This is a genomic window from Streptomyces sp. NPDC048057 (genome assembly GCF_040653095.1).
Lineage (GTDB): Bacteria > Actinomycetota > Actinomycetes > Streptomycetales > Streptomycetaceae > Streptomyces.
The window spans coordinates 72,518-89,485 of the sequence record NZ_JBEZNF010000006.1; the positions used below are offsets into that span (position 1 = coordinate 72,518).

Sequence of the window (16,968 nt, forward strand, 5' to 3'; positions counted from 1 at the left end):
CTCTCGTGCACGTGACGTGCCGTCACGAGGGAGAGGGCGCAGGGGCCCGACTATGACGCGGGTTTGGCTACCAATCGGTAGTGAACTGGGTCACGCCAAGATCGTCCGACTGTGACCGGGCCGGACGCGGGTCCTCAGCTGTCGAAACCGAGCCCGAGCCGGTCCATCGTGCGCAGCCAGAGGTTGCGCCTCCCGCCGTCGGCGTCGGCCCGTGCCAGGGACCACTTGGTGAGCCCGATCCCGGCCCAGGCGATCGGCTCGGGCGGGAACGGCAGGGGCTTGGTCCGCACCATCTCCAGCTCCGTGCGCTCGGTGCGCCGCCCGGCCAGCAGGTCGAGCATCACCTCGGCGCCGAACCGGGTGGCGCCCACCCCGAGGCCGGTGTACCCCACCGCGTACGCCACCCGGTCCTCGTGCGCGGTGCCGAAGAAGGCGGAGAAGCGGGAGCAGGTGTCGATGGCCCCGCCCCAGGCGTGGCTGAAGCGCACCCCTTCGAGCTGCGGGAAGTACCGGAAGAAGTGGCCGGCCAGTTTGAGGTACGTCTCGGGCCGGTGGTCCAGCTCGGCGCTGACCCGGCCGCCGAAGGGGTAGATCGCGTCGTAGCCGCCCCACAGGATGCGCCGGTCGGTGGTGATCCGGAAGTAGTGGAACTGGTTGGCGACGTCGCCGAGCCCCTGCCGGCCGCGCCAGCCGACGGAGGCGAGCTGTCCGTCGGTCAGCGGCTCGGTCGTCAGGGCGTAGTCGTACACCGGGACGGTGTACGGGCGCACCCGCTTGACCAGCGACGGGAAGACGTTGGTGCCGAGCGCGACCCGGCGGGCGAAGACCCGGCCGTAGGAGGTGCGGACGACCATCTGGGGGCCGGGGCGGGCGGGAGCGAGGGCGAGGCCGGCGGTGTTCTCGTAGATCCGCACGCCCGCGTCGACGCAGGCCCGCTTCAGGCCCCACGCCAGCTTGGCCGGGTGCAGCATGGCGGTGCCGCGCCGGTCCCACAGGCCGCCGAGGAAGAGCGGGGAGTCCACCTCGGCGCGCACGGCGTCCCGGTCGAGGAGTTCGAGCCCGTCCAGGCCCAGCTCGCGGGCCTGCTCGTACTCCTCCGCGAGCCCGGCGACCTGGTAGGGCTCGGTGGCGACGTCGATGGCGCCGGTGCGTTCGAAGTCGCAGTCGATGGCGTACTTCGCGACGGTCTCCTCGATGGCGTCCAGGTTCTGCCCGCCGAGCTCCTCCAGGGTGGTGATCTCGTCGGGCCAGCGGGCGATGCCGTTGCCGAGGCCGTGGGTGAGGGAGGCGGCGCAGAAGCCGCCGTTGCGGCCCGAGGCCGCCCAGCCCACCTCGTGGCCCTCGATGAGCACCACGTCCCACTCGGGGTCGCGCTCCTTGGCCAGCAGTGCGGTCCACAGCCCGCTGTAGCCGCCGCCGACGACCAGCAGGTCGCAGTGTTCGTCCCCGGTCAGCGCCGGGAGGGCGGCGGGCCGGGCCGGGTCGTCCAGCCAGAAGGAGACGGGCCGGGCGTCGGCGAGGGACGGGGCGACGTTCATGGCTGCTGGGGCCATGGTTTCCACTCCTTAGCGGTGCCCACCCGACGGTACGGGCGGGCACGGTGGTACGGGTTCGGGACGGGTCATGCGGTCTTCCTGCGCCGGTTGCTGACGAGCTGTCCGGCCACGACGATCAGCACGGCGAGGGCGAACATGGCCGTGCCGATGACGTTGATCTGGACGGGCGTGCCGCGCTGTGCCGAGCCCCAGACGAACATGGGGAAGGTGACGGTGTTGCCCGAGTTGAAGTTGGTGATGATGAAGTCGTCGAAGGAGAGGGCGAAGGCGAGCAGCGCGCCGGCCGCGATCCCGGGCGCGGCGATCGGCAGCGTCACCCGCAGAAAGGTCTGCACCGGCCCGGCGTACAGGTCGCGCGCCGCCTCCTCCAGCCTCGGGTCCATCGACAGCACGCGGGCCTTGACCGCGACGACCACGAAGCTGAGGCAGAACATGGTGTGGGCGATCAGGACGGTCGTCGGTCCCAGCTCCGCGCCGAGGTTGAGGAAGAGGGTGAGCAGGGAGGCGGCCATGACGACCTCGGGCATCGCCATCGGCAGGAAGATCAGCGCGTTGACCGCGCCGCGCGCCGTGAAGCGGTAGCGCACCAGCGCGAAGGCGATCATCGTGCCGAGCACGGTGGCGCCGATGGTGGCGAAGAGCGCGATCCGCAGCGAGAGGCCGAGCGAGCCGCACAGGTCGGCCACGCCGCAGGGGTCCTGCCAGGCGTCGGTGGAGAACTCCTGCCAGGTGTAGTTGAACTTCCCCGCCGGCTTGTTGAAGGAGAACACCATCACGACGACGTTCGGCAGGATCAGATACGCGAGGGTCAGCAGGCCGGCGATGACGACGACGTTCCGCCGGAGCCAGCCGCCGAGCGACTTGGATGCGGTCATCACAGCAGATCCTCCGTTCCGGCTCGCCGGATGTAGACCGAGACCATGATCAGCACAATGGCCATCAGAAGGAACGACAACGCGGCGGCGGTGGGGTAGTCGAGCACCCGGAGGAACTGCGACTGGATGACGTTGCCGACCATCTTGGTGTCGGTGGAGCCCAGGAGTTCGGCGTTGACGTAGTCGCCGCTGGCCGGGATGAAGGTCAGCAGCGTGCCGGAGACGACCCCCGGCAGGGAGAGCGGGAAGGTCACCTTGCGGAAGGTGGTGGACGGGGAGGCGTACAGGTCCCCGGCCGCCTCGTGCAGCCGCGGGTCGATCCGCTCCAGCGAGGTGTACAGCGGCAGGATCATGAACGGCAGGAAGTTGTACGTCAGACCGGTGACGACCGCGAGCGGGGTGGCGAGCACCCGGGTCCCGTCGGTCATCCCGAGCCAGTTGGTGACGTCGAGGAAGCCGACCGTGCCGAGCACCTCCACGACCGGACCGCCGTCGGCGAGGATCGTCTTCCAGGCCAGCGTGCGGATCAGGAAGCTGGTGAAGAAGGGCGCGATGACGAGGACGAGCAGCAGGTTGCGCCAGCGGCCGGCCTTGAAGGCGATGAGGTACGCCAGCGGGTAGCCGAGCAGCAGGCACAGCAGGGTGGCGGTGCCGGCGTAGAGCACCGAGCGCACGAAGTGCGGCCAGTACTCGGTCAGCGCGTCCCAGTAGGTGGCGAAGTGCCAGGTGACGGTGAAGCCCTCTTCGAGGGAGCCGGTCTGCACGGAGGTCGACGCCTGATAGACCAGCGGCAGGGCGAAGAAGACGACGAGCCACAGGATGCCGGGGAGCAGCAGCCAGTATGGCACCAGCTTGCGGCGCACCGGCGGCTTGCGCAGGACGCCGGGTTCGACCGGGCCCGCCGCCCCGTCCCGCTCGGTGGCGGTGGCGGTGCTCATGCCGCCTCCGCCACGCCGTCCGCCACGCCGGCGGCGATGTCCTGGGCGGCGTCCAGGCCGAAGGTGTGCGCGGGGTTCCAGTCGAGGACGACCGGGGCGCCGGGGACGAGGCGGGGGTCGCGCTCGATGTTCTGCACGTAGACCTGGAGTTCGCCGCAGCCGGGGCTGTCGATGACGTACTGGGTGGAGACGCCGATGAAGCTGGCGGCGGCGATCGTTCCGGTGAAACGATTCCGCGCAGCAGTGGCGCCGGGGGCGTCGTCGGCGTGCGTGAGGGAGATCTTCTCGGGCCGTACGCCGATCAGCAGCCGGCCGCCGACGGCGGGCCCGGTGGCGCAGCGGTCCGCGGGCAGCCGCAGTGCGGCGCCGCCCGCGGTGACCTCGACCTCTCCCCCGCCGACGGCGGTGACCTTCGCTTCGATCAGGTTCGAGGTGCCGAGGAAGTTGGCGACGAAGGTGGTCCGCGGCGTCTCGTACAGCTCGGCGGGGGCGCCCAGCTGCTCGACCCGGCCGCCGCTCATCACCGCGACGGTGTCGGCCATCGTCATGGCCTCCTCCTGGTCGTGGGTGACGTGCACGAAGGTGATGCCGACCTCGGTCTGGATGCGCTTGAGCTCCAGTTGCATCTGGCGGCGCAGCTTGAGGTCGAGGGCGCCCAGCGGCTCGTCCAGGAGCAGCACCTGGGGGTGGTTGATCAGCGCCCGGGCGACGGCGACCCGCTGTTGCTGGCCGCCGGAGAGCTGGTGCGGCTTGCGCTGGGCGAGGTCACCGAGCTGGACCAGGTCCAGCATCTCGCCGACCTGCTTCTTGACCGAGCGGATGCCGCGGCGGCGCAGCCCGAAGGCGACGTTCTCGTGGATCGTGAGGTGGGGGAAGAGGGCGTAGCTCTGGAAGACGGTGTTCACCGGGCGCTTGTGCGGCGGCAGGTCGGTGACGTCCCGGTCGCCGAGCAGGACGGTGCCCGTGGTGGGGTCCTCCAGTCCGGCGATCATCCGCAGGGTGGTGGTCTTGCCGCAGCCGGAGGCGCCGAGCAGGGCGAAGAAGGAGCCTTGGGGGACGGTGAGGTCCAGCGGGTGGACGGCGGTGAAGGAGCCGTAGGTCTTGCTGATCCCGGTGAGGCGGACGTCGCCGCTCGCTGAGGTGTCTGTCATGGGTCGCGGTCCCAGGGGTCGGGAGCAGGAGCTCGAAGGAGGAACGGGCGAAGCCGGGGCGGGCTGCTACGGGAGAGGGTCGGGCCGCCCCCGCCGCGGGAGCGGGTCAGGCGCCGATGAGCTTGGCGAACTTCTCCTCGTACGCCTTCTCCTCCTCGCTGCTGATCGAGCGGAACGCGTGCGACTTCGCCGCCATCGCCTTGTCCGGGACGATCAGGGTGTTGCCCGCCAGCTCGGGGTCGATCTTGGCGAGCTCCTCGGCGACGCCCTCCACCGGACAGACGTAGTTGATGTACGCGGCGAGTCGGGCGGCCACCGGGCGTTCGTAGTAGTAGTCGATCAGCCGGGTCGCGTTGCGCTGGTGCCTGGCCTCGGCCGGCACCAGCAGGTTGTCCGAGGACGTGATGTATCCGGCGGCGGGGATCGCGTACCGGATGTCGGGGTTGTCGGCCTGGAGCTGGATGACGTCGCCGGCCCAGGCGAGACAGGCCGCGAGGTCCCCCTTGGACAGGTCCGAGGTGTAGTCGTTGCCGTGGAAGCGTCGGATCTGCTTCTTGTCGACGCCCTTCTGGAGCCGGCCGATCGCCTCGTCGAAGTCCGCGTCCGTGAACCGTCCGGGCGTCTTCCCGAGGTCGAGCAGGGTCATCCCGACGGTGTCGCGCATCTCGGTGAGGAAGCCGACGCGCCCCTTCAGCGAGGGGTCGTCCAGCAGTTGGCTGACCGAGTCGACCTTCTTCCCGCCGGTCGCCTTCGCGTTGTAGGCGATGACGGTGGAGATCCCGGTCCAGGGGTAGGAGTAGGCGCGGCCGGGGTCCCAGTCGGGGCGGCGGAACTGCGGGGCGAGGTTGGCGTAGGCGTTCGGCAGCAGGGCGGCGTCCAGCTTCTGCACCCAGCCCAGCCGGATCATCCGGGCGGCCAGCCAGTCGGTGACGTTGATCAGGTCCCGGCCGGTGTCCTGGCCGGCGGCCAGCTGCGGCTGGATCTTCCCGAAGAACTCGACGTTGTCGTTGATGTCCTCGGTGTACTTGACCTTGATCCCGGTGCGCTTGGTGAATTCGGCGAGGGTCGGCCGGCTCTTGTTGTCCTCGCTGATGTCCATGTACTCGGTCCAGTTGGAGAAGACGACCTGCTTCTCCTTCTCCGAGCGGTCGTCGGAGGTCGCGGCCCCGCCCTCCCGCTTGGCCGGCGGGATGCCGCAGGCGCTCAGGGCGGCTGCGCCGCCGACGGTGAGCGCGCCGACGCCGAAGGCGCGCAGCGCGGTCCGTCGGGACAGGGCGCCCCGGCCGTTCGTCAGGCTGCGGCGTATCGCGGCCAGCTGTACGGCGGACGGGCCGTCGGGCTCGTGGTGGTCCATGCGCTGTGCCCTTTCGCAGTGCGTGCGCCGCCGGTGGCGGCAGCCCGGTTATCTGTCCCCGAAGACCGTGCGGTGCCAGTCCTTGCGGACCACCGCGGTGTTGTCGTACATGACGTGCTTGACCTGCGTGTATTCCTCGAATGAGTACGTGGACATGTCTTTTCCGAAGCCCGAGGCCCGATAACCGCCGTGCGGCATCTCGCTGATGATCGGAATGTGGTCGTTGATCCAGACGCACCCGGACCGGATCTCCCGGGTGGCACGCCCGGCCCGGTACACGTCCCGGGTCCAGGCGGAGGCGGCGAGGCCGTACGGGGTGTCGTTGGCCAGCGCGATGCCCTCGTCGTCGGAGTCGAACGGCAGGATCGCCAGCACCGGGCCGAAGATCTCGGCCTGGACGACCTCGCTCTCCTGCGGCGCGTCGGCGATCAGCGTCGGCAGGTAGTACGCGCCGTCGTTCTGCGGCGCCGCTCCCCCGGTGACCACGGTGGCGTACGCCCTGGCCCGTTCCACGAAGCCGGCTACGCGGTCGCGCTGGGCGTGCGAGACCAGCGGGCCGAGGTCGGTGCAGGGGTCGAAGGGGTCGCCGACGCGTACGGTCGCCATCGCGTCCGCGATGCCGTCGCGCACCTGCTCGTACAGGGCGCGCTGGACGTACACCCGGGTCGCGGCGGTGCAGTCCTGGCCCGAGTTGATCAGCGAGCCGGCGACGGCGCCCTGGATCGCGGCCTGGGCGTCGGCGTCGTCGAAGACGACGAAGGGGGCCTTGCCGCCGAGTTCGAGGTGGAGCCGCTTCACCGTGGCGGTGGCGAGTTCCGCGACCCGTCGGCCCACGGCGGTGGAGCCGGTGAAGGACGTCATGGCCACGTCGGGGTGGCCCACCAGGTGTTCGCCGGCGTCCCGGCCGGCGCCGGACACCACGTTGACCACCCCGGCCGGGATCCCCGCGTCCGTGGCCGCCTGGGCGAACATCAGCGAGGTCAGCGGGGTGATCTCGGCCGGCTTCAGCACGATCGTGTTTCCCGCCGCGATCGCCGGGAGTACCTTCCAGGCGGCCATCTGGAGCGGGTAGTTCCAGGGCGCGATGGAGCCCACGACGCCGATCGGCTCCCGGCGTACGTAGGAGGTGTGGTCGGCGCTGTACTCACCGGCCGACTGGCCCTGGAGGTGGCGGGCGGCGCCGGCGAAGAAGGCGGCGTTGTCGACGGTGCCGGGCACGTCGAACTCGGTCGACAGCTTGATCGGCTTGCCGCACTGGAGGGACTCGACCCGGGCGAAGTCGCCGGCCCGCTCGGCGAGCACGGCGGCGAAGCGGTGCAGGGCGTCGGAGCGTTCGCCCGGCGTCGCCCCCGCCCACTCGGGCAGCGCCGCGCGCGCCGCGGCGACGGCCGCGTCCACGTCGTCAGTCCCGGCCAGTTCGTAGCGGTGGACGGTGTCACCGCTCGCCGGGTCGACGATGTCCTGCGTACGTCCCGAGCTGCCGGGCCGCAGCTGCCCACCGATGTACTGCGCGCCGTCCGCGAAGCGGTCCAGCACGGGGAATCGGTTACCCATGACGCTCTCCGTAGTCCCGACTCGAAAGCCGTCGCATGAAATGCCGTCGTGGGCGTGCAATTGCACGCCGTGGTCCGCCGCCGTTCGCACTTTCACCCTTTGAATGTGGAACGAGCAGCGAGTGAGTGCCGATCCTGACAGAGCAGTAGTTCGCCAACAAGTGATTCCGTAGTTGCCTTTTGGTTACGCAACGGATTCGGTCGACCAAGTGTCGCGTCAGCAGGCACATACCGATACGGAATGTCAGTGGCGGATGGGACACTCGCATGCATGTCCAGGGAAGAGCTGATCCAGCAGGTCAGACGCGGTGAGCGCCGGAAGTACGTGTTCTTCTGGGGCGCCGAGCCGCGACCCGACGGCCGGGTGGGCGCGAGCTGCCTGAGCCAGTGGTGGCCGTCACCCTTCGCGGTCGACGGCGTGCGCTACGCCACCGCGGAGCACTGGATGATGGCGTCGAAGGCGCGACTGTTCGAGGACCCGGAGGCCGAGCGGATGGCGCTGGAGGCGACGCATCCGGCCGGGGCCAAGCGCGCGGGCGGTCTGGTGCGCGGTTTCGACGAGGAGATCTGGCGGCGGGAGCGCTCCGGGATCGTCCGCGCGGGCAATGTGCACAAGTTCGACCAGCACCCGGACCTGCGGGACTTCCTGCTGGGGACGGGCGAGCGGGTCCTGGTGGAGGCGAGCCCGCTGGACCGCGTATGGGGCATCGGACTGGCGGCGGACGACGAGCGGGCCGGCGATCCGGAGCGTTGGCGCGGGCTGAATCTGCTCGGCTTCGCGCTGATGGAGGCCCGGGAAGAGCTGCGCGCCCGCGGTCGGGGGACCACGGGCGCGCGACAGTAGGGCCTTTGCGGTGACTCAGCGGCTCCCGGCCGGCGCCTGGAGGGAAGCGAGCGGCTCCCGGTCGAGGACGACCGACAGGGAGTAGGTGTCAGTGACTTCGGTGATGTTGTCCTGGTCCGAGTCGTCGGTGAAGTCGGACGACACCAGCCAGATCAGGAAGACGAAGAAGGCCGCCCCGAGCACGACGCCGATGGCGCCGGTGATGATGCCCGCGAGCGCCTGACCGGCGTTGTTCGCCTCGCCCCTGGCGGCCCGCCGGCGTCCCAGGATGCCGAGGACGACCGCGATCACACCGAGGACGAAGCCGAAGATCCCGTAGATGTAGAACGTCGCCAGCGAACAGATGCCGAGCACCATCGCGGCGATGCCCATGCCGTTCTGCGGCTCGCGGGGCAGCTGCCAGCCGCCCTGCGGGTACGCCTGGTAGCCCGGGTAGCCGGGGTAGCCGGGGTGAGCGGCGCCCGGGGTGAAGGCGCCGTACGCGTGGGCACCGGGGCCGCCAGAACCAGGGGCCGGCTGCGCGAATCCGGCAGGACCGCCCGCAGCCCCGGCGCCGGGGTAGCCGTACGGCGGCGGCTGCGTCGGCCCGCCCGGCGCGGTCGGCGGCGGCGGTGCAGTCCCGTCACCGGACACGGAGGTCATCGTCGGCATGTCGTGCACCGGCGGGGCAGCCGCCCCGGCCGGCGTCGCGGCACCGGCCGGGTCCTTGCTCAGGCCGACGCGCTGCGCGGCGTCACGGGCCGCGGCGTCCCGGGCGATGCCGTCCTGGGCCGCGCTGCTCTCCGGCGGCGCCCAGGGGTCGCGGTCGCGGGGCTCGGCCCCGTCATTCGGTTGTGACATGGAAGTTCTCCCCCCGATCGTGGTCCGGCCATGCTACGGCGTTCCCCGGCCCCGCCTCCCGAGCCCTACGATGATCGGGCCCCTCGCCTCGGGGCCGATCAGCCGATCACACGAGAAGGAATCCCGATGGCCGACCTCAACCCGTTCATCGCGGGGCTCCCCAAGGCCGAGCTCCACGTCCACCACGTGGGATCCGCGTCACCGCGCATCGTCGCCGAACTGGCCGCGCGGCACCCGGACTCCAAGGTCCCCGCCGACCTGCAGGCCCTGGCCGAGTTCTTCACCTTCACGGACTTCGCGCACTTCATCGACATATACCTCTCGGTCGTGGACCTGATCCGCACCCCCGAGGACGTGCGGCTGCTGACCTTCGAGGTCGCCCGCGACATGGCCCGGCAGAACGTCCGCTACGCGGAGCTGACGATCACCCCCTACAGCTCGGTCCGCCGCGGCATCGACGAGAAGGCGTTCATGGACGCCATCGAGGACGCCCGCAAGGCCGCCGAGGCCGAGTTCGGCGTCGTGCTGCGCTGGTGCTTCGACATCCCCGGCGAGGCCGGCCTGGAGTCCGCCGAGGTGACCACCCGGCTCGCGCTGGACCTGCGCCCCGAGGGCCTGGTCTCCTTCGGGCTCGGCGGCCCCGAGATCGGCGTGCCCCGGGAGCAGTTCAAGCCGTACTTCGACCGCGCGATCGCCGCGGGGCTGCGGTCCGTGCCGCACGCCGGCGAGACCACCGGGCCGCAGACGATCTGGGACGCGCTCACGCACCTGCGCGCCGAGCGCATCGGCCACGGCACGAGCGCCGTGCAGGACCCCGCGCTCGTGGCGCACCTGGCCGAGCACCAGATCCCGCTGGAGGTCTGCCCCACCTCGAACATCGCCACCCAGGCCGTCGCCCACCTCGACTCCCACCCCATCAAGGAGATGGTGGCGGCCGGCGTCCTGGTCACCGTGAACAGCGACGACCCGCCGATGTTCGGCACGGACCTGAACAACGAGTACGCGGTGGCGGCGCGGCTCCTGGAGCTCGACGAGCGCGGCGTCGCCGACCTCGCCAAGAACGCGGTGCAGGCGAGCTTCCTGGACGCGCCCGGCAAGACCCGGCTGGCGCAGGAGATCGACGCGTACACGACGGAATGGCTCGCCCGCGCGTAGGCGGACGTACGGCGGCGGGGCGCCCGGCTCGTACGCAGGCGCCCCGACCGCCGTAACGCGCACCCATCGCCGAACCAGGGCGCACCCGCCGCCGTACGGGGGTGCCTCCACCCGCGACAATGCCCCCATGCGACACGTCACCGCCGTCGCGCACCGGGGCGATCCGTACCTCGTGCGCGAGAACACGCTGCCCTCGCTCCGCTCGGCCCTCGCCCGCGGCGCGGACGCCGTGGAGATCGACGTACGGCTGACCGCGGACGGCGTGCCCGTCCTGCTGCACGACGCCACGCTGAAGCGGATGTGGCGGCACGACCGGCCCCTTGCGGAGCTGACGCACGCCGAGCTGACGGAGGCCACCGGAGGTGGAGTGCCCACCTTGCAGCGGGCGTTGGAGGTGCTGGCGGACCGCCGTGTGATGGTCGACCTGCCGGGGGCGACGCGGGAGTCGGTGCGCGCCGTGGTGGGTACGGTCCACGAGTGCGGCGCGGCGGAGCGGGCGTACTACTGCGCCGGCCCCGCGACCATGCTCGCGGTGCGCGCCGCCGACCCGGCCGCGGAGATCGCCCTCACCTGGACCCGGTCCGCGCCTCCCCGCCCCGTACTGCTCGACGCCGTGCGCCCCCGGACGCTCAACTACCGCTTCGGACTGGTCAACAAGGCGCTCGCGGAACGGGTGCACCGGGACGGCCTGCTGGTCTCCGCGTGGACCGCGGACACCCGGCGCACGATGCGACGGCTCGTCGCAGCGGGCGTCGACTCCATCACCACCAACCGGATCGGCACGCTCCGTTCCGTTCTCGCCCCGACCGCTCCCCCGGACGCCGGGACACCCGCGTCGCCCGGGCGTGATCGTGTTGCGCGATCACGTCCGGCATGATGTGCGGAACACCGGCACGCGCACCGGTCCGCGACGTCGAGGAGCCCCGATGAGCAACGACAGGATCCGCACCGACGTGGCACACAACGCCCGTGTGTGGAACCACTGGTTGGGCGGCAAGGACAACTACCCCGTGGACCGGTCCGTCGGCGACCACGTCACGAACCTGTACCCGAGCATCGGCGAGGTCGCCCGCGCCGACCGCGCGTTCCTGGGCCGCGCGGTGACGCACCTGACCGCGCAGGCGGGCGTACGGCAGTTCCTCGACATCGGGACGGGCCTGCCCACCGCCGAGAACACCCACGAGGTGGCCCAGCGCATCGCGCCGGAGTCGAAGGTCGTCTACGTCGACAACGACCCCATCGTGCTGGCGCACGCCCGCGCCCTGCTCACCTCGGCGCCCGAGGGGCGCACGGAGTACCTGGACGCGGACGCGCACGACCCCGAGGCGATCGTCACGGCCGTGGAACCCCCGCTCGACCTGCGGGAACCCGTCGCCGTGATCATGCTCGGGATCCTGAACTTCATCATGGACACCGACCACGCCCGGAGCATCGTCCGCACCCTCATGGCCGCCGTGCCGTCGGGAAGCTTCCTGGTCCTGACGCACCCCACGCTGGAGCTGGGCGGCGAGGGGAACGCGGACGCCATGGCGTTCTGGAACGAGAACGCGACCCCGCCGATCACCGCGCGCACCGGAGCGGAGGTCACCTCGTTCTTCGACGGCCTGGAGATCCTGGAGCCGGGCGTCGTCTCCTGCTCCCGCTGGCGCCCCGACCCGGCCGCCGGCGAGCCGCCGCTGGTGGCCCAGTTCGGCGCGGTGGGCCGCAAGCCGTAGCCGACGGACGGACAGTGCAGGCGCGTGTTCACCGGCGCGGCCAGCGAGGTGCGGACGTCGGTCTGACGCTGCTGGTGATGGCGGCGACGACGATCCCCTTCGTGGTCCCCCGCGCCCCGGAGCTACCGGCCGCGACCTGGTCCGCGTACCTGCTCACCCTGGCGTGCGCGAGCTGCGCAGCGGCCGGCCGGCCCTGCCCGAGCGCCGCTTCCGGGCCGGGTCGACGACGAAGGCGTTCGTGGCGGCGGTGGTCCTCCAGCTCGCCGCGGAGGGCAAGGTCTCCTTGGACGCCACCGCCCGTTCGTATCTGCCCGAGCTGATCCCGCCGGCGTACGGCGCCGTCACCGTCCGGCAGTTGCTCAACCACACCCACGGCATCCCCGCCGCCGGCCTCCCGGGCGCCACCCCCGAGGAGGCGTACGCCCGCCGCTTCGACCGGCACGACCCGCGGGACCTGGCCCGCAGGGCGACCGCGCGGCCCCCGGAGTTCCGCCCCGGCAGCTGCCAGCGCTATCACAACATGGGGTACACGATCGCGGGCCTGCTGATCGAGCGCGTCACCGGCGACTCGTACGAAGCCCAGGCCACCCACCGGATCCTGAAGCCGCTCGACCTGCGCGACAGCTATCTGCCGGCCGGGGAGGTGTGACGCGGTGGGATCCGACGGACAGTTGGGCAGCGGGCGATCTGATCTCCACGACCGCGGACCTGGAGCGGTTCATCACCGCCCTGTTCCAGGGCCGCGTGGTGCGCGGCCCCCTGCTGGAGGAGATGTTCACGCTCCCCGAGGTCCCCGACCACCGGACCGGCGCCCTGGCCGCCTTCAGCGTCGGACTGTCGGTGCAGCAGCTGGGCGGACGCGACGTCTGGGGCAAGACGGGCGGCCGGTACGGCTACAACACCGTGGTGGCGGCGACCCGCGATCTGTCCCGGACCTTGGTCTACAGCGTCAATGCGACGGACGCGAAGGCCAAGGACATGAACCCGGTCGCGGGCGCCCTCGTGGTGGCCGCCTTCGGTCGGCCCTAGGGCCTCTCGTTCGGTCGTGCCAGGAGCGCATGCCGTGGTCTCCTCGACCTCCGCACGCGTGCCGGGCCGGGACGGCGCGAGGGGCGCGGACAAGGCGTCCGCGCCCCTCGGGCGGTCATCGTGTGGTGCCGGTGGCTCAGCCGTCGAGCGACGTCATCACGTGCTTAATGCGCGTGTAGTCGTCGAAGCCGTAGGCCGACAGGTCCTTGCCGTAGCCCGACTTCTTGAAGCCGCCGTGCGGCATCTCCGCGACCAGCGGGATGTGGGTGTTGATCCAGACGCAGCCGAAGTCCAGCGCCTTGGACATCCGCATCGCCCGCGCGTGGTCCTTGGTCCACACGGAGGACGCCAGGGCGAACTCGACGCCGTTGGCGTACGTGAGCGCCTGGGCCTCGTCCGTGAAGGACTGCACGGTGATGACCGGGCCGAAGACCTCGTTCTGGATGATCTCGTCGTCCTGCTTGAGGCCGGAGACCACGGTCGGGGCGTAGAAGTAGCCCTTGTCGCCGACGCGCTGACCGCCCGCCTCGACCTTGGCGTGCGCGGGCAGCCGGTCGATGAAGCCGGAGACCTGCGCGAGCTGGTTGGCGTTGTTCAGCGGGCCGAAGGCCACGTCCGCCTCGTCCGGAGCACCGGTCTTGGTCTCGGACGCGACCTTGGCGAGCTCCGCGACGAACTCGTCGTGGATGGACTCGTGGACGAGCACGCGCGTGGCGGCCGTACAGTCCTGACCGGCGTTGAAGTAGCCGGCCTCGGCGATCCCCGCGACGGCCTTCGCGATGTCGGTGTCCTCGAAGACGACGACCGGGGCCTTGCCGCCGAGCTCCAGGTGGACACGCTTGACGTCCTTGGCGGCGGAGGCCGCGACCTGCATGCCGGCGCGCACGGAGCCGGTGATGGAGGCCATCGCGGGCGTCGGGTGCTCCACCATCGCGCGCCCGGTCTCGCGGTCGCCGCAGATGACGTTGAAGACGCCCTTGGGCACGATCGCACCGATGATCTCGGCGATCAGCAGGGTGGACGCGGGCGTGGTGTCCGACGGCTTCAGGACGACCGTGTTGCCCGCGGCGAGCGCCGGGGCGAACTTCCACACGGCCATCATCATCGGGTAGTTCCAGGGGGCGACCTGCGCGCAGACGCCCACCGGCTCCCGGCGGATGATGGAGGTGAAGCCGTCCATGTACTCGCCGGCGGAGCGGCCTTCCAGCATGCGCGCCGCACCCGCGAAGAAGCGGATCTGGTCCACCATCGGCGGGACCTCTTCGGTGCGCACCAGGTCCAGCGGCTTGCCGGTGTTCTCCGACTCGGCGGCGATCAGGTCCTCGGCCCGCTCCTCGAACGCGTCCGCGATCTTGAGCAGGACCTTCTGGCGCTCGGCCGGGGTGGTGTCCCGCCAGGCCGGGAAGGCGGCCTCGGCAGCTTCCATGGCCGCGTCGACGTCAGCCTGACCGGAGAGCGGCGACGTGGCGTACGCCTCGCCGGTGGCCGGGTTGATGACGTCGATCGTCCGCCCGTCGGCGGCGTCCCGGAACTCCCCGTTGATGTAGTTGCGCAGACGACGCAGCTCGGTGGTCACTGTTGCCACCCCTCCTGTCTGACGGCTGTTCTCCGTGGTGTGGGTGAAGGTCCGCCCCGGTGTCGAGCCGGATGTCGTGGATCTGGGTCACGACGCTCGAACTCACGGGTAGGCCTTCACCCCCACCCTAACGGTGCAGTGACGCTTTCGTCAGCCCTGACCCACGCCACCTTCGGATTCAGTGAGATTTAAGCGCCTGGACGACGAATTTCATCGCCGAGGGCTTGCGGGACGGAGGAGTCCCGGTGCACAGTGAATTTGTGGCCAGTCGAAGCGCAGACTCCAGGAACGGGACCGCCGGGAACCCTCAGTCCCCGACGATCGACGCCGTGTCCCTAGCGATCATCGAACAGCTCCAGGAGGACGGACGCCGTCCTTACGCCGCCATCGGCAAGGCCGTGGGCCTGTCGGAGGCGGCGGTGCGCCAGCGCGTGCAGAAGCTGCTCGACCAGGGCGTCATGCAGATCGTCGCCGTGACGGACCCGCTCACCGTGGGTTTCCGCCGCCAGGCCATGGTCGGCATCCGCGTCGAGGGCGACCTCGACCCCGTGGCGGACGCCCTGACCGCAATGGCCGAATGCGAGTACGTGGTGATGACCGCGGGCTCCTTCGACCTGATGGTGGAAGTCGTCTGCGAGGACGACGACCATCTGCTCGAAGTGATCAACAAGCGGATTCGTGCACTCCCCGGTGTGCGGTCCACCGAGAGCTTCGTCTACCTCAAGCTCAAGAAGCAGACCTACATGTGGGGAACCCGATAGCCGTGAGCCAGGACCGCAGCGACCTGTCAAAGTCCGCCTACGACCACCTGTGGATGCACTTCACCCGCATGTCGTCGTACGAGAACGCCCCCGTCCCCACCATCGTCCGCGGTGAGGGCACCTACATCTACGACGACCAGGGCAAGCGCTACATCGACGGCCTCGCCGGCCTCTTCGTGGTGAACGCCGGCCACGGCCGCGTGGAGCTGGCCGAGACCGCCTACAAGCAGGCTCAGGAGCTGGCCTTCTTCCCGGTGTGGTCCTACGCCCACCCCAAGGCCGTCGAGCTGGCCGAGCGCCTGGCCCACGAAGCCCCCGGCGACCTCAACAAGGTCTTCTTCACCACCGGCGGTGGCGAGGCCGTCGAGACCGCCTGGAAGCTGGCCAAGCAGTACTTCAAGCTGCGTGGCCAGCACACCAAGTACAAGGTCATCTCCCGTGCGGTCGCCTATCACGGCACCCCGCAGGGCGCCCTGTCCATCACCGGTCTGCCCGCGCTCAAGGCCCCCTTCGAGCCGCTGGTCCCCGGTGCCCACAAGGTGCCGAACACCAACATCTACCGCGCCCCGATCCACGGCGACGACCCCGAGGCCTTCGGCCGCTGGGCCGCCGACCAGATCGAGCAGCAGATCCTCTTCGAGGGCCCGGAGACCGTCGCCGCGGTCTTCCTGGAGCCGGTGCAGAACGCCGGCGGTTGCTTCCCGCCCCCGCCCGGGTACTTCCAGCGGGTCCGCGAGATCTGCGACCAGTACGACGTCCTGCTCGTCTCCGACGAGGTCATCTGCGCCTTCGGCCGCCTCGGCACGACCTTCGCCTGCGACAAGTTCGGCTACGTCCCGGACATGATCACCTGTGCCAAGGGCATGACGTCCGGCTACTCCCCCATCGGTGCCTGCATCGTCTCGGACCGCATCGCCGAGCCGTTCTACCAGGGCGACAACACCTTCCTGCACGGCTACACCTTCGGCGGCCACCCGGTCTCCGCGGCCGTCGGCATCGCCAACCTCGACATCTTCGAGCGCGAGGGCCTGAACCAGCACGTCCTCGACAACGAGGCCGCCTTCAAGGCCACGCTGGAGAAGCTGTACGACCTGCCGATCGTCGGCGACGTCCGTGGAAACGGCTACTTCTACGGCATCGAGCTGGTGAAGGACAAGGTCACCAAGGAGACCTTCACGGACGAGGAGACGGAGCGCGTGCTCTACGGCTTCCTCTCCAAGGCCCTCTTCGACAACGGCCTGTACTGCCGTGCCGACGACCGCGGCGACCCGGTCATCCAGCTCGCGCCGCCGCTGATCGCCGACCAGTCGACGTTCGACGAGATCGAAGGCGTGCTGCGCACGGTCCTCACCGAGGCGTGGACCAAGCTCTGAGCCCGCGCAAGTGCCGGTTAGGCCCCGTCCCGGCCCCTGACCGGCGCGCCGTCGACCGAGTCGTCAGACGGCCCGGGTGCACCCATCCGAGTGGATGGCACGCACCCGGGCCGTCGTGTTTCCCGGCACCCCGCATCCGGCTGCCTAGCCTTCCCCCTGCCCGCCCGCGGGCCTGGGAGGACCCCCAGTGACCGATCAGCCCCGAACCTCGTTCCCCCATACGGGGGACGACCGGGGGACGACGCATC

Annotated in this window: 14 protein-coding genes and 1 pseudogene; 7 read left to right on the forward strand and 8 right to left on the reverse strand. The window is 70.6% G+C overall.

The window, feature by feature from the left end; genetic code table 11:
- Window positions 1-134: 134 nt before the first annotated feature.
- The 6 genes from AB0E05_RS08500 to AB0E05_RS08525 all read right to left on the reverse strand — a co-directional run bounded on the left by AB0E05_RS08500 (window position 135) and on the right by AB0E05_RS08525 (window position 7,428).
- The gene (locus AB0E05_RS08500) at window positions 135-1,553 is read right to left on the reverse strand and encodes an FAD-binding oxidoreductase (protein WP_361960707.1); all 1,419 of its coding nucleotides are present in this window, start codon (window positions 1,551-1,553) and stop codon (window positions 135-137) included.
- A gap of 68 nt (window positions 1,554-1,621) precedes the next feature.
- Window positions 1,622-2,431, reverse strand: a complete 810-nt coding sequence (locus AB0E05_RS08505) for an ABC transporter permease (protein WP_361960709.1) — start codon at window positions 2,429-2,431, stop codon at window positions 1,622-1,624.
- Window positions 2,431-3,369, reverse strand: a complete 939-nt coding sequence (locus AB0E05_RS08510) for an ABC transporter permease (RefSeq protein ID WP_361960711.1) — start codon at window positions 3,367-3,369, stop codon at window positions 2,431-2,433. The genes AB0E05_RS08505 and AB0E05_RS08510 overlap by 1 nt, the downstream gene beginning before the upstream one ends.
- Entirely contained in the window at window positions 3,366-4,520 is a 1,155-nt protein-coding gene (locus AB0E05_RS08515; RefSeq protein WP_361960713.1) for an ABC transporter ATP-binding protein, read from the reverse strand. Before AB0E05_RS08515 ends, AB0E05_RS08510 begins: the two co-directional genes overlap by 4 nt.
- A gap of 106 nt (window positions 4,521-4,626) precedes the next feature.
- On the reverse strand, window positions 4,627-5,874 hold the full coding sequence (locus AB0E05_RS08520; RefSeq protein WP_361960715.1) for a spermidine/putrescine ABC transporter substrate-binding protein: 1,248 nt from the start codon (window positions 5,872-5,874) through the stop codon (window positions 4,627-4,629).
- A gap of 48 nt (window positions 5,875-5,922) precedes the next feature.
- Window positions 5,923-7,428, reverse strand: coding sequence for a gamma-aminobutyraldehyde dehydrogenase (locus AB0E05_RS08525; protein WP_361960717.1), 1,506 nt, complete (start codon window positions 7,426-7,428; stop codon window positions 5,923-5,925).
- A gap of 270 nt (window positions 7,429-7,698) precedes the next feature.
- Between AB0E05_RS08525 and AB0E05_RS08530 the strand changes: the two genes are divergently transcribed.
- Window positions 7,699-8,271 (forward strand): NADAR family protein, encoded by a 573-nt coding sequence (locus tag AB0E05_RS08530; RefSeq protein WP_361960719.1) that lies wholly within the window; start codon window positions 7,699-7,701, stop codon window positions 8,269-8,271.
- A gap of 15 nt (window positions 8,272-8,286) precedes the next feature.
- Here AB0E05_RS08530 and AB0E05_RS08535 read toward each other — a convergent pair whose 3' ends face one another.
- A complete protein-coding gene (locus tag AB0E05_RS08535) occupies window positions 8,287-9,111 on the reverse strand; it encodes a DUF4190 domain-containing protein (protein ID WP_361960721.1) in 825 nt (274 codons plus the stop codon).
- Window positions 9,112-9,141: 30 nt separating this feature from the next.
- Here AB0E05_RS08535 and AB0E05_RS08540 point away from each other — a divergent pair, with 30 nt between their 5' ends.
- From AB0E05_RS08540 to AB0E05_RS08555, 4 genes and pseudogenes are all read left to right on the forward strand, one after another.
- Window positions 9,142-10,266 carry an adenosine deaminase gene (locus tag AB0E05_RS08540; protein ID WP_361960723.1) on the forward strand — a complete coding sequence of 375 codons (1,125 nt, stop codon included), beginning with the start codon at window positions 9,142-9,144 and terminating at the stop codon, window positions 10,264-10,266.
- 127 nt (window positions 10,267-10,393) lie between these two features.
- Window positions 10,394-11,143, forward strand: a complete 750-nt coding sequence (locus AB0E05_RS08545) for a glycerophosphodiester phosphodiesterase (protein WP_361960725.1) — start codon at window positions 10,394-10,396, stop codon at window positions 11,141-11,143.
- A gap of 49 nt (window positions 11,144-11,192) precedes the next feature.
- A complete protein-coding gene (locus tag AB0E05_RS08550) occupies window positions 11,193-11,981 on the forward strand; it encodes an SAM-dependent methyltransferase (protein ID WP_361960727.1) in 789 nt (262 codons plus the stop codon).
- Between the two features lie 163 nt (window positions 11,982-12,144).
- Window positions 12,145-13,010, forward strand: a pseudogene (locus tag AB0E05_RS08555) (serine hydrolase domain-containing protein).
- 136 nt (window positions 13,011-13,146) lie between these two features.
- Here AB0E05_RS08555 and AB0E05_RS08560 read toward each other — a convergent pair.
- Window positions 13,147-14,586: a gamma-aminobutyraldehyde dehydrogenase gene (locus AB0E05_RS08560; RefSeq protein ID WP_361961064.1), complete on the reverse strand. Its 1,440-nt coding sequence runs from the start codon at window positions 14,584-14,586 to the stop codon at window positions 13,147-13,149.
- Window positions 14,587-14,831: 245 nt separating this feature from the next.
- Between AB0E05_RS08560 and AB0E05_RS08565 the strand changes: the two genes are divergently transcribed.
- Window positions 14,832-15,347 carry an Lrp/AsnC family transcriptional regulator gene (locus tag AB0E05_RS08565; RefSeq protein WP_361960729.1) on the forward strand — a complete coding sequence of 172 codons (516 nt, stop codon included), beginning with the start codon at window positions 14,832-14,834 and terminating at the stop codon, window positions 15,345-15,347.
- Window positions 15,332-16,720 (forward strand): aspartate aminotransferase family protein, encoded by a 1,389-nt coding sequence (locus tag AB0E05_RS08570; RefSeq protein ID WP_361960731.1) that lies wholly within the window; start codon window positions 15,332-15,334, stop codon window positions 16,718-16,720. The genes AB0E05_RS08565 and AB0E05_RS08570 overlap by 16 nt, the downstream gene beginning before the upstream one ends.
- The last annotated feature ends 248 nt before the right edge of the window (window positions 16,721-16,968 follow it).

Coding starts and splice junctions, on each gene's coding strand:
- AB0E05_RS08500 (WP_361960707.1), bottom strand. CDS start 1,553: ATGGCCCCAGCAGCCATGAACGTCGCCCCGTCCCTCGCCGACGCCCGG.
- AB0E05_RS08505 (WP_361960709.1), bottom strand. CDS start 2,431: ATGACCGCATCCAAGTCGCTCGGCGGCTGGCTCCGGCGGAACGTCGTC.
- AB0E05_RS08510 (WP_361960711.1), bottom strand. CDS start 3,369: ATGAGCACCGCCACCGCCACCGAGCGGGACGGGGCGGCGGGCCCGGTC.
- AB0E05_RS08515 (WP_361960713.1), bottom strand. CDS start 4,520: ATGACAGACACCTCAGCGAGCGGCGACGTCCGCCTCACCGGGATCAGC.
- AB0E05_RS08520 (WP_361960715.1), bottom strand. CDS start 5,874: ATGGACCACCACGAGCCCGACGGCCCGTCCGCCGTACAGCTGGCCGCG.
- AB0E05_RS08525 (WP_361960717.1), bottom strand. CDS start 7,428: ATGGGTAACCGATTCCCCGTGCTGGACCGCTTCGCGGACGGCGCGCAG.
- AB0E05_RS08530 (WP_361960719.1), top strand. CDS start 7,699: ATGTCCAGGGAAGAGCTGATCCAGCAGGTCAGACGCGGTGAGCGCCGG.
- AB0E05_RS08535 (WP_361960721.1), bottom strand. CDS start 9,111: ATGTCACAACCGAATGACGGGGCCGAGCCCCGCGACCGCGACCCCTGG.
- AB0E05_RS08540 (WP_361960723.1), top strand. CDS start 9,142: ATGCTACGGCGTTCCCCGGCCCCGCCTCCCGAGCCCTACGATGATCGG.
- AB0E05_RS08545 (WP_361960725.1), top strand. CDS start 10,394: ATGCGACACGTCACCGCCGTCGCGCACCGGGGCGATCCGTACCTCGTG.
- AB0E05_RS08550 (WP_361960727.1), top strand. CDS start 11,193: ATGAGCAACGACAGGATCCGCACCGACGTGGCACACAACGCCCGTGTG.